10 protein-coding genes are annotated in these 12,515 nt (G+C 30.2%); all 10 read left to right on the top strand.

All coding sequences use genetic code 11. From position 1 onward, the window contains the following. Window positions 1-251: 251 nt before the first annotated feature. Window positions 252-1,376: a glycosyltransferase family 2 protein gene (locus J2S18_RS15820; protein WP_307488292.1), complete on the top strand. Its 1,125-nt coding sequence runs from the start codon at window positions 252-254 to the stop codon at window positions 1,374-1,376. A gap of 80 nt (window positions 1,377-1,456) precedes the next feature. Then, window positions 1,457-4,030: a DNRLRE domain-containing protein gene (locus J2S18_RS15815; RefSeq protein ID WP_307488290.1), complete on the top strand. Its 2,574-nt coding sequence runs from the start codon at window positions 1,457-1,459 to the stop codon at window positions 4,028-4,030. Between the two features lie 336 nt (window positions 4,031-4,366). Next, on the top strand, window positions 4,367-5,797 hold the full coding sequence (gene cls, locus J2S18_RS15810) for a cardiolipin synthase (RefSeq protein ID WP_307488289.1): 1,431 nt from the start codon (window positions 4,367-4,369) through the stop codon (window positions 5,795-5,797). A 16-nt stretch (window positions 5,798-5,813) separates the two neighbouring features. Continuing rightward, window positions 5,814-6,866 (top strand): 3-dehydroquinate synthase, encoded by a 1,053-nt coding sequence (gene aroB, locus J2S18_RS15805; protein ID WP_307488287.1) that lies wholly within the window; start codon window positions 5,814-5,816, stop codon window positions 6,864-6,866. Window positions 6,867-6,885: 19 nt separating this feature from the next. After that, window positions 6,886-8,190: a 3-phosphoshikimate 1-carboxyvinyltransferase gene (gene aroA / locus J2S18_RS15800; protein WP_307488285.1), complete on the top strand. Its 1,305-nt coding sequence runs from the start codon at window positions 6,886-6,888 to the stop codon at window positions 8,188-8,190. Further along, window positions 8,168-9,247 carry a chorismate synthase gene (aroC, locus tag J2S18_RS15795; protein ID WP_307488283.1) on the top strand — a complete coding sequence of 360 codons (1,080 nt, stop codon included), beginning with the start codon at window positions 8,168-8,170 and terminating at the stop codon, window positions 9,245-9,247. The genes aroA and aroC overlap by 23 nt, the downstream gene beginning before the upstream one ends. Window positions 9,248-9,249: 2 nt before the next feature. Continuing rightward, window positions 9,250-10,380 (top strand): shikimate dehydrogenase, encoded by a 1,131-nt coding sequence (aroE, locus tag J2S18_RS15790; RefSeq protein WP_307488281.1) that lies wholly within the window; start codon window positions 9,250-9,252, stop codon window positions 10,378-10,380. After that, window positions 10,364-10,876, top strand: a complete 513-nt coding sequence (locus J2S18_RS15785) for a shikimate kinase (RefSeq protein WP_307488279.1) — start codon at window positions 10,364-10,366, stop codon at window positions 10,874-10,876. The genes aroE and J2S18_RS15785 overlap by 17 nt, the downstream gene beginning before the upstream one ends. A gap of 6 nt (window positions 10,877-10,882) precedes the next feature. Further along, window positions 10,883-11,311 carry a type II 3-dehydroquinate dehydratase gene (aroQ, locus tag J2S18_RS15780; RefSeq protein WP_307488277.1) on the top strand — a complete coding sequence of 143 codons (429 nt, stop codon included), beginning with the start codon at window positions 10,883-10,885 and terminating at the stop codon, window positions 11,309-11,311. Window positions 11,312-11,382: 71 nt separating this feature from the next. Then, window positions 11,383-12,396 carry a 3-deoxy-7-phosphoheptulonate synthase gene (aroF, locus tag J2S18_RS15775; RefSeq protein ID WP_307488276.1) on the top strand — a complete coding sequence of 338 codons (1,014 nt, stop codon included), beginning with the start codon at window positions 11,383-11,385 and terminating at the stop codon, window positions 12,394-12,396. Window positions 12,397-12,515 lie beyond the last annotated feature (119 nt).

Genomic DNA, 12,515 nt, shown 5'->3' with positions numbered 1-12,515 from the left:
AGACATGGTCAAGCATTCAAAGGATTATTAGATAGATATTTCGCTTAAAATCATAAAAATATAAAAAGTAAAAGGCTTAGAGAAATTTTTCTCTAAGCCTTTTTTGTTAATATATATTTTCTAATATGCAAAGGACCAAATGAATATGTCATGGGCAAGAAATATATTCATTTAAAGTTTTAACACATTATAAAAATTAATTTATAGAATATAGTATGTGAAATTATATCTTTATAAAGAGGTGGAGTTATTTGATAACCATAAGTTTATGTATGATTGTAAAAAATGAAGAAAAAACATTAGGACGATGTTTAGGATCTGTTAGTGATTTAGTGGATGAAATAGTAATTGTAGATACTGGGTCAACAGATAATACGAAGGAAATAGCAAAATCCTTTGGCGCAAAACTTTATGACTTTAAATGGGAAGATAATTTTTCAAAGGCAAGGAACTATTCCTTTAGCAAAGGAACTAAAGATTATATACTTTGGCTTGATGGAGATGATTATATTGATGAAGAGAATATTGAAAAATTAATGATATTAAAAGAAGAATTAGATAAAAGTACAGATTCTGTTATGATGAACTATTCATTAGTTAGAAATGAGGCAGGTAAAACTATATATTCACTTAGACGTAATAGACTTGTTAAAAGAAACAAAAATTTTAATTGGATAGGATATGTACATGAATATCTAAATGTTTTTGGAAAAATAATTCAAAGTGATATAACAATAAATCATGACAAAAAGAAAGTTAGAACTAATAGAAATCTTTTAATATTTAAAGGCATGGAAGATAAGGGAGAAGTATTTACAACAAGGGATATATTTTATTATGCAAATGAGCTTTATGATAATAATCTATACTATGAAGCATCAGAAAAATATAAGGAAGCATTAAATAAAGAAGATATTTGGTTTGAAGATTCAAAAAGAGCTACTATAAACTTAGTAAGGTGTCTTGAGTTTTTACAGTCTCCAATTGATGAGAGAATAGATTTTATTTTTAATTCTTTAAAAAAATATTCGCCAAATAGTGAAATGTTATGTTTACTTGGAGAATGTTTTGTTTCTAAAAATATTATTAATGAAGGAATAATTTATTTTAAAGGAGCTTTAGACTTAGATGAGGATAAAGATAATTTAGGGTTTAATAATAATATTTATTCAACATGGGTTCCTGCTATAGAACTTTGTGTTTGTTATTCATTAATAGGAGATATTGAAAAATCTTATTATTATAATGAACTTGCAGATTTATATTCTGCACCTAAAGAAAAAATTGAATATAATAGGAAGTTTTTAAAAAATCAAATGAAAGAAAAGAATATAAAGGAAAGAAGTGTAAAAAGGATATTAACTTGGGATATATAATCTAATAATAAAATTTCTTTAGAATAACAAAGTTAAGATTAAAGAATATAATGTAGTGATTATTTAAAGGTGGTGATTTTTTGAGTAGCAAAAATATCAAAACAAAAAATGATACTTTTGTTTCTTCCAATTATCCAAATAAAAATTTTTCCAGAGAAAAAAATCTTTTAGTTTCAAAATATGAAGACTGCGATTCTACATTAGAATATAGTAATTCTTTAATTAAATTTGAGTTTTTAAAGTCTTTCTTTGAGTGTGATATTAAACATGCAGAACTTAGGCTTTGTGTAAAAGGAGTTCATTCTTGTAATAGTGAAGGCGTTTGTATTGACCTTTTATATAATTTATCAAGCTATGATTATAAAACAGTTAATTATAAATCGGCGCCTTTAACTAAGGTTTTTAGGAGAGAAATATTAATTGATGAAAAATGTGAAAATAAATATATAAATATTGATGTAACAGATCTTGTAAGAGAATGGATTGAAGGACACATTGAAAATCATGGAATTACTTTAGTTATTTCAAATAATGATTTAGGAGAAGTTTTATTTGAATCTTCAAGATGTAGTAGTGGTCCAGTATTAAATGTTTGTTATAGAAATGATTGTATTATTTGTACAGAGGGAATTCCAGGACCAGTAGGGCCAGAGGGGCCAAGAGGACCTCAAGGACCAATTGGTTGTAGAGGAGAAGTTGGACCTGTTGGACCAATAGGACCAGAAGGACCAAGAGGTGAAGAGGGACCTATAGGTCCAATTGGAGCCATTGGACCTATAGGGCCAATAGGACCAAGAGGTTTACAAGGAGATAGAGGATGTCAAGGACCAGCAGGACCTATAGGAGAAAGGGGACCAATGGGGCCTATGGGAATACAAGGTGAAGAGGGAGAACGAGGAATACAAGGAAAAGAGGGAATAAGAGGACAGCAAGGTCCAATGGGACCACCAGGAGAAATGGGACCAGTAGGACCAGAGGGGATGCAAGGACCAAGAGGAATAGAAGGACCAAGGGGAGAAGAAGGGCCGGAAGGGCCAATTGGAATACAAGGACCTCAAGGATTAATGGGAGTAAAAGGAGAAATAGGACCAGAAGGAGCAGAAGGTCCTAAAGGAATACAAGGACCAGAAGGAGCACAAGGGATACAAGGAGAAGTAGGAGCAACAGGGCCAACAGGAGCAACAGGACCACAAGGACCGAGAGGATCTCAAGGAATACAAGGATTAAAGGGAGATCCAGGTGAACAGGGAGAAGAAGGGCCAATAGGACCACAAGGAATAATGGGTCCAACAGGATTACAAGGACTTAAAGGCGAAACTGGAGAAATGGGAGCTATGGGACCAACAGGAGCAACAGGGCCTCAAGGACCAAGAGGATCTCAAGGAATACAAGGATTAAAGGGAGATCCAGGTGAACAGGGTGAAGAGGGACCAATAGGACCACAAGGAATAATGGGTCCAACTGGACCAAGAGGAGAAAGAGGCCCCCAAGGATTAGTTGGACCTCAGGGAAAAGTAGGAGTAACAGGGCCTCAAGGACCAAGAGGTGCACAAGGAATACAAGGATTAAAGGGAGATCCAGGTGAACAAGGAGAAGTAGGACCGGAAGGGCCAGAGGGAGAAAGAGGAGCAACGGGATTAAGGGGAGAAAGAGGTATGGTAGGACCTAAGGGTGAAATAGGACCAATAGGACCTGAAGGACCAAGAGGCCCAAGGGGATTTCAAGGACCTCAAGGAGAACAGGGTGAAATAGGGCCAATAGGACCAGAAGGACCAAGAGGAGAAGAAGGTCCAGTAGGACCAGAAGGTGCAATGGGACCAATAGGACCACAGGGACCAACAGGATTAAGAGGATTAAGAGGAGAAAAGGGAGAAGAAGGTGAAATGGGACCAGTAGGACCAGAGGGACCAAGGGGACCAATTGGAGAGAGAGGACAAAGAGGTTTTCAAGGTGAAAGAGGAGAAAAAGGACCTACTGGACCGGAGGGTAGAGAAGGAAAAGAAGGACCAATAGGAGAACAAGGAATTCCAGGACCAATGGGTCCCCAAGGACCAAGAGGATTTGAAGGACCAAAGGGTGAAAGAGGAGAAATGGGACCAATAGGACCAGTTGGACCAATGGGTCCTAGAGGAATTGAGGGGCCAGAAGGACCACAAGGTAAAATTGGAGCTAAGGGAGAAATGGGACCAATAGGTCCAAGGGGAATAAGAGGCCCTATTGGTCCTAAAGGAGACTGTGGAAGTTCGTGTACTTGTGAAAATGCATATATAACATCAAACAATTGCCAGATGATTTCAGGACAATGTCCTATCCCATTAAATAATAATGTAAATATTTGTGGAGATTCTATAAGTCATGAGGAAGGTTCTCCATGTATAAAAGTTACTGAAGGTTGTTATTTAATAAATTTTTCATCCTCAGTAACAGGAGAGTCTGGTGTTATTGCAGAACTAAGGCTTTGTGTAAATGAAGAAATATTTAGTATTGCTGCAGGAGAAATAGGTAGGAAAGGGATGCTTATAAATCTAGCTAGTTCAGCAATAATAAATATAGATGAATGTATGTGTGGTGAAGGTGAAATAAAGCTTATAAATGGAAGTAAATATTGTTTGAGTTATTTGCTTACAAGAATAACTATAGTAAAACTATCATAATTTTAAATTAGATTTAATTAGAAATATAATTTATAAATAAAAGGAGCAAAATAGTAAATTTTAAGAAGTGATACAATTTTATTAAGAATTTATTGTAATATTCTTATTAGTTTATTACTTTGCTTTTTTTATTTATTTTGTTTTAGATATAGAAAAAAATTTATTTTCCCATTAATTTTATTAATACAAATACATAAAAATATTTAAATCTTTATGTTTGATTGGATTTTTGAAAAAGGCTATAATAAATAAATAAAACTATTAAATAAAGGATAAAATTTAAAATAAACATAGTATTTATGAGAGGTAAATATAATTTTATAGGAGGAAGCAAGAGTGAGCGTTCATCTAACAGTCATTGGAGTAATATTATTTTTAAATGTTGTATTGGCATTTTCATTAATATTTATTGAAAGAAAAGACCCTACAACAACTTGGGCTTGGCTTTTGATATTTATATTGTTGCCAGGACTTGGCTTTTTAATATATATAATTCTTGGACAGAATTTTAGTAGACAAAAGCTTTTTAAAAGTAAAATAATAAGGGATGTACATAAGAAAAAAGAATTAAATGAACTATTAAATGATAATAGTGGTCATGATGGAGGAGAACAATTTCTAGACCTTAGAAAGATGAATTATAACAATAGTGGGGCAAGATATACAGTAGGAAATGATATTGATATATATGTAAATGGAGAGGATAAATTCAAACAACTTCTAGAGGATATAAAAAATGCAAAAAAATATATACATATTGAGTATTATATATTTAGAAAAGATAAAATAGGAGCAAAGGTAATTAAAGCCTTAGAAGAAAAATTAGCTGAAGGTGTTGAAGTAAGACTTTTAGTAGACAGTATGGGCTCTTATACAATAACAAAAAGAAAATTAAAGCTATTTTTAGAGCTAGGTGGTAAGTTTGCAATATTCTTTCCAGGGATACTTCCTCATATAAATACACGTATTAATTATAGAAATCACAGAAAAATAGTTGTAATTGATGGAGAGTATGGCTATGTTGGTGGCTTTAATGTTGGAGATGAATATATAAGTTTAGATGAAAAAATAGGATTTTGGAGAGATACCCATATAAGAATAAAAGGAAATGCTGTTAATGATTTAAATGAAAGATTTCTTTTAGATTGGTGTTATGCATCAGAAGAAGATATTGAAGATTTTAGTAAATTTATGCCTCATAAAGATTATGAAGATGGTGAAGTTGGAATACAAATAGTAACAAGTGGACCAGATCATAATGAGGAATACATTAAAAATGCTTATCTTAAAATGATTAATAATGCAAAGAAAAATATATATTTAACATCACCTTACTTTGTACCAGATGAACCTATTTTAGAAGCAATAAGAATATCAGCTTTATCAGGGGTGGATGTTAGAATACTTATTCCAGGAAATCCAGACCATAGATTTATGAAATGGGCAGCAGATTCTTATATAGGAGCCTTATTAAAGGCTGGAGCTAGAGTTTATTATTATGAAAATGGATTTATTCATGCAAAAACTTTAGTAGTTGATAGTGCTGTTGTAAGTATTGGAACTGCTAATATGGATATAAGAAGTTTTAGTTTAAATTTTGAGGTTAATGCATTTATATTTGATGAGCATGAAGCAAAGGTTTGTGAAGAGCAATTTATGAAGGACTTAGAATATTCAACTGAGGTTATATTAGAGGAATTTGTTAATAGACCAAGAGGAAGAAGAATTATGGAGTCTATTATTAGATTATTAGCTCCTATTTTATAAAGTAAGAGGTATTTTTATGAAAGAATTATTAGTGGATTTAGGAGAAAACTCCTATAATATAGAAATAGAAAAAGGATTAATTAAAGATGTTTCTAAAAGTGTAAGAAAGGTTTTTAATGGAGAAAAAATATTTATTATTACAGATAAAAATGTAGATAAATTTTATGGTGATATAGTTTTAAATTCTTTAAAAAAAGATGGATTTAATGTAGCTAAATATGCAGTGGAACCAGGGGAAGGAAGTAAATCTTTTAATACATTACCTTTAATATATGATAAATTATTAGATTTTAAACTAACAAGGAAGGATTTAATAATTACTTTAGGTGGAGGTGTTGTTGGAGACCTTGGAGGTTTTGTTTCTGCAACATATTTAAGGGGAGTTTCCTTTATTCAAATACCAACATCACTACTTTCACAAGTTGATAGTAGTGTTGGAGGAAAGGTTGGAGTTGATTTAGATAGAGGTAAAAATCTAGTAGGAAGTTTTTATCAACCTAAGAGAGTTTTAATTGACCCTAATGTTTTAAACACTTTAGAAGACAAATTTTATAAAGATGGAATGGGTGAAGTTATAAAATATGGCTTTATAAAAGATAAAAATTTATACTTTCTTTTAAATAGTTTAAATAATAGAGAAGATGTAATGGAACATATTGAGGAGATAATTTATACTTGTTGTAATATTAAGAGAGAAATTGTAGAAAAAGATGAAAAAGACCTTGGAGAAAGAATGGTTTTAAATTTTGGACATACATTAGGTCATGCTATTGAAAAACATTATGGTTTTTCAAAGTTTACCCATGGTGAAGGTGTAAGTATTGGAATGTATTTAATTACAAGGCTTGCAGAGAAAAAGGGATTAACAAAGGAAATTTTATCAGATAAGGTTAAAGAAATTTTAATAAGATATGATCTTCCTTATAATGTAGAAATTAATGATATGGAAGACATAATTGAAACTATATCTTTAGATAAAAAGAATATGGGGAGTACCTTAAAGATAATAATTATGAAAGAAATAGGAAATGCAAAAATTTATAATACAACAGTAGATTTCTTTAGATAGGAGGAGAAATTTTAAGAGTATGGAAAGTCTTAAAATATATAATAATAAACTTAAGGGAGAAGTAATTATTCCTCCTTCAAAAAGTATGGCTCACAGGGCAGTAATTTGTGCAGCTCTTAGTGAAGATGAAAGTATAATAAAAAATATAGATTTATCAGATGATATAATTGCAACAATAAATGGAATGAAAGCCTTAGGTGCAGAAATTAAATTAGATGATAAAAGATTAATTGTAAAAGGTATAAACATAAAGAATATGAAAAGGGGAGAAAGAATTATAGATTGTAATGAATCTGGTTCAACCCTTAGATTTTTAATTCCAATTGCATCTTTAGATAATGGAAAAAATAAATTTATTGGAAGAGGAAACTTAGGTAAGAGACCTCTTAATGTTTATTATAATATTTTTAATGAGCAGGGAATTAAATATTTACATAATGAAGGAGAAGTAATTCTTAAAACTGAAGGAAAGTTAAAGAATGGAGAATTTCATGTTAGAGGAGATATAAGCTCACAGTTTATAACAGGACTTATGTTTACTCTTCCACTTTTAGAAGGAAACTCAAAAATAATTATTGAGGGACCACTTGAATCAAAGGGATATATAGATTTAACTATTAAAGCTCTTAAAGATTTTGGAGTTATTGTAGAAAATAATAATTATAGAGAGTTTAATATTAAAGGAAATCAAAAATATAAGGGAAGAGAGTATAAAGTAGAGGGAGATTACTCCCAAGGAGCTTTTTTCTTATGTGGAGATGCATTAGGTAATGAAGTTATATGTGAAGGATTAGATAGAGAGTCCCTTCAAGGGGATAAGGAAGTTATTGAAATATTAGAGAAAATGGGAGTATTATTTAATAATGAAAAGTTAAGTTTAAGTAATTCTGGAATAATTGGAGTTTCAAATAAGCTTAAAGGAACTATTATTGATGCTTCAAGTTGTCCAGATATAATTCCTATACTTTCAGTAGTTGCTTGTCTTTCAGAAGGAAAAACAAAAATTATAAATGCTAAAAGACTTAGAATAAAAGAATGTGATAGACTTTCAGCTATTAATTTAGAACTTTCAAAGCTTGGTGGCAAAATAAAAGAAATAGAGGATGGATTAATAATTGAAGGAATTAAAGAATTTAAGGGTGGCGTTTCTGTTTGGAGTCATAAAGATCATAGAATAGCAATGATGCTATCTATTGCAGCTACAAGGTGTGAAAATCCAATAATACTAGAAGATTATAGATGTGTTTCTAAATCTTACCCTAAATTTTTTGAAGATTTTAAAAGGTTAGGAGGACAATTTAATGAGTGGAATGTGGGGAAATAACATAAGATTATCAATTTTTGGTGAATCCCATGGAGAAGGCATTGGAATTACAATAGATGGTCTTCCTTCAGGATTTTTATTAGATATAGATAGAATAAATTTTGAAATGGAAAGAAGAGCACCAGGAAGAAGCTCTATTTCAACGGCAAGAAAAGAAGGAGATAAAATTGAAATTTTAAGTGGGCTATTTAATGGAAGGACAACTGGAACTCCTCTTTGTGGAATAATAAAAAACAGTGATAAAAAGTCAAAGGATTATAGCAAACTTAAAACTTTAATGAGACCAGGTCATGCAGATTATACTGGTAATATTAGATATGAGGGATTTAATGATTATAGAGGGGGAGGACATTTTTCTGGAAGAATTACAGCACCTTTAGTATTTGCAGGGGCAATATGTAAGCAAATATTAGAAAGTAAGGGAATAAGAATAGTAGCTCATATTAAAAGTATAGGTTCTATTTGTGATGATTCTTTTAACCCTACAAATATAGATGGAAATTTAATAAAAAACCTTCCAAATATGGAGTTACCTCTTGTAAATTCATCTTTAGAAGATGATATGAGAAATGAAATATTAAATGCTAAAATTTCTGGAGACTCTGTTGGAGGAGTTATTGAATGTGCGGTAGTTAACATAAATGCAGGTATTGGAAATCCATTTTTTGATTCTGTAGAATCTACCTTATCACATCTTTTATTTTCTGTTCCAGCAGTTAAAGGGGTAGAGTTTGGAGATGGATTTAATATTTCAAAACTTAAAGGTTCAGAGGCAAATGATGAATTTTATTATGATGGAGACGAGATTAGAACAAAGACAAATCATAATGGAGGAATACTTGGAGGAATTACAAATGGAATGCCAGTAATATTTAAAGTAGCAATTAAGCCTACAGCTTCTATTTCAAAACCTCAACATACAATAAATTTACAAAGTAAAAAGGAAGAGGAACTAAAAATAGAAGGTAGACATGACCCTTGTATAGTTCAAAGGGCACTTCCAGTTATAGAAAGTGTTTCTGCCATTGGAATTTTAGAACTTTTGAAAGGAAGATAACAATGAAATCTTTAGAGAGCTACAGAAAAGAAATAGATAAAATAGATAATGAAATAACAAAGTTATTTGAAAAAAGAATGAATGTGGTGTTAAAGGTAGCGGAATATAAAAAAGAAAACAATCTTCCAATATTTAATGAAGAGCGAGAAAAAAAAGTAATTAAAAAAAATGTTGATAGATTAGAAAATAAAGATTACACTAAAGAAATTGAAGAATTTTTTATAAATTTAATGAAAGTATCTAAGGATTTACAAAAAAGAAAATTAGGTAAGGTAGAAGAAAAAAGTGATAATGAAGTTAATTTTTATGGACTTATAGGAGAAAAACTTTCTCATTCTATTTCACCTAAAATACATAATATGATTTTTGAAACTCTTAATGTTAATGATAGTTATAGGTTATTTGAAATACCTAAAGAAAATATAGAAAACTTAAAAGAGGCATTAAAAACTTTAACTATTAGAGGAGTAAATGTTACAATTCCATATAAAGAAAAGGTCATTGAATATTTAGATGAAATATCTAAAGAAGCTAAAAATATTGGAGCAGTTAATACCATTTTTAATAAATCAGGAAAACTTATAGGTTATAATACTGATTATTATGGATTTAAATATATGCTAGAGGATAAAAATATTAATGTAACAGAAAAAAAAGTTACTGTACTTGGAACTGGTGGTGCAAGTAAGGCAGTAATTACTTATCTTTTAGACTCTCATGTATCAGAAATACTATTAGTTAGTAGAAAGAAAAAAGATTTATACAAAAATGAAGAAAAAATAAAAGTAATAGAATACAAAGATTTAAAGGGAGTTTTAGGGGATATTATTATTAATACTACTCCTGTAGGTATGTATCCTAAAATGAAGGATTCACCAGTTACTTTAGAGATAATAAAAAATTATGATGTACTAGTTGATTTAATATATAATCCATTAGAAACAGAGTTCCTTAAATTAGGCAAGGAAAATAATAAAATTACTTGTAGTGGTCTTATGATGCTTGTAGGTCAAGCCGTCAAAGCAGAGGAGATTTGGCAAGATAAAACTATTGATAAAAAGGTTATAATAGATATATATAACAAACTTATTAAAGAGTTTAAATCAAGGAGAAGTTATGAAAAAGAGAGATAAAATTATCCTTATTGGTATGCCAGGATGTGGGAAAACTACAATAGGAAGAATTTTAGCTAAGGAGTTAAAATACAATTTTTATGACATGGATGAATATATTGAAAAAAATGAAGGAATACAAATAAAAGATATATTTAAAAAGTCAGAAGATGCCTTTAGAAAATTAGAAACTAAAGCCTGCTTAGAACTTACAAAAAAAAAGAGATGTGTAATTTCAACTGGTGGAGGAGTAATTAAAAAAGATATTAACATAAATATTTTAAAGGAACATGGTATCATTGTATTTATAAATAGACCAATTGAAAAAATTTTAAAGGATATTGATATTTCAAAAAGACCTTTACTTAAATCTGGAAAAGATAAATTATATAGCCTTTATGAGGAAAGATTTGAAAAATACAAAAATTGTTCTAATATAGAAGTTATTAATGAAGGATTTTTAAGAGATACAATTGATTTAACTAAATTAAAGTTAAAGGGAAAGATTAAGGAGTAATTAATTATGAAATTAATGGTTATAAATGGTCCTAACTTAAACATGCTTGGTATAAGAGAAAAGAAAATTTATGGAGCTAAAAGCTTTAAAGAGGTTGAAGAATATATTAAAAAGGAAGGGGAAAAGAGAAAAGTAGATATAACTCTTTTCCAAAGTAATATTGAAGGAGAAATAATAAATGTCATTCAAAGAGCTTATTTTGAAGAGTTTGATGGTATTATAATAAATCCAGGAGCTTATACTCACTATAGTTATGCAATTTATGATGCAATAAAAAGTGTAAGTATAGATACAGTAGAAGTGCATTTATCAAATGTACAAAATAGAGATGAATTTAGAAAAACATCAGTTACAGCAGCAGCTTGTGTTGGTCAGATTTCAGGTTTTGGTGAATTTGGATATGTACTTGCAATGGAGGCATTATTAAATAGATAATATAATTTAGACAAAGGTTAGGATAGAAAGTATAGTAGGTGTTTCTAAGAAGTGTTTTAGGAGGATATTTTATGATAATTGTTATGAATACAAATGCTAATTCAGATGATATAGATAAGGTTAGTAAATGTGTAGAAAAGTTAGGGCTTAGAACAAACCTATCAAGAGGAGGATCATATTTAATAGTTGGAGTTATGGGCGATACTTCAATAATAGATCCAAATAAACTTTTAAGATTTGATGGGGTAGAAAAGGTAGTTAAAGTACAAGAACCTTTTAAAAAGGCAAATAGATTATTTAAACCAGAGGATACAATAGTAGATGTTCTTGGAAATAAAATTGGTGGAGGACACATTGGTGTTATGGCAGGTCCTTGTTCAGTTGAAAGTGAAGAACAAATTATTAGTATTGCAAAAAGTGTTAAGGATTCAGGAGCAACTTTTTTAAGAGGGGGAGCATTTAAACCAAGAACATCACCATATAGCTTTCAAGGTTTAGAACTTGATGGACTTAAACTTTTAAAAAAGGCAAAGGAAGTTACAGGACTTCCAATAGTTACAGAGCTTATGTCAACAGACTACATTGATGATTTTGTTGAAAATGTTGATGTTATACAAATTGGAGCAAGAAATATGCAAAACTTTGATCTTTTAAAGCAAGTTGGAAGAACAAAAACTCCAATACTTTTAAAAAGAGGTATAGCTGCAACTATTGAAGAGTGGCTTATGGCAGCTGAGTACATAATGGCTGGTGGAAATGATAATGTAATTCTTTGTGAAAGAGGAATTAGAACTTTTGAAACAGCCACAAGAAATACATTAGACTTAAGTGCTATTCCAGTTGTTAAAAGACTTAGTCATTTACCTGTTATAGTTGATCCAAGTCATGCAGCAGGATATTGGTATTTAGTTGAACCATTAGCAAAGGCTGCAATAATGGCAGGAGCAGATGGACTTATGATAGAAGTTCATAATGATCCTGAAAATGCATTAAGTGATGGACAGCAATCAATAAAACCTGAAAGCTTTAACAGACTTATGAAGGAAGTTAAAAGAATAAGTGAATTTGAAGGAAAAGTACTTTAAAAATAAGCTGTTTTTTTATGTAAGTTTTTATTAAGATATTAGTGCAGTTATATCTAAAAAATACTAGTTAAAAATATAGTTTAATAATAAGTTCTTTAAGGTCTATATAGATTTTAAAG

The sequence above is a fragment of the Eubacterium multiforme genome (genome assembly GCF_030813415.1).
Lineage (GTDB): Bacteria > Bacillota > Clostridia > Clostridiales > Clostridiaceae > Clostridium > Clostridium multiforme.
The sequence above is the reverse complement of the archived record's forward strand: the minus strand, read 5'-3'. Positions and strand labels throughout refer to the sequence as shown.

Coding starts and splice junctions, on each gene's coding strand:
- aroB (WP_307488287.1), top strand. CDS start 5,814: ATGAAAGAATTATTAGTGGATTTAGGAGAAAACTCCTATAATATAGAA.
- aroA (WP_307488285.1), top strand. CDS start 6,886: ATGGAAAGTCTTAAAATATATAATAATAAACTTAAGGGAGAAGTAATT.
- aroC (WP_307488283.1), top strand. CDS start 8,168: ATGAGTGGAATGTGGGGAAATAACATAAGATTATCAATTTTTGGTGAA.
- aroE (WP_307488281.1), top strand. CDS start 9,250: ATGAAATCTTTAGAGAGCTACAGAAAAGAAATAGATAAAATAGATAAT.
- J2S18_RS15785 (WP_307488279.1), top strand. CDS start 10,364: ATGAAAAAGAGAGATAAAATTATCCTTATTGGTATGCCAGGATGTGGG.
- aroQ (WP_307488277.1), top strand. CDS start 10,883: ATGAAATTAATGGTTATAAATGGTCCTAACTTAAACATGCTTGGTATA.
- aroF (WP_307488276.1), top strand. CDS start 11,383: ATGATAATTGTTATGAATACAAATGCTAATTCAGATGATATAGATAAG.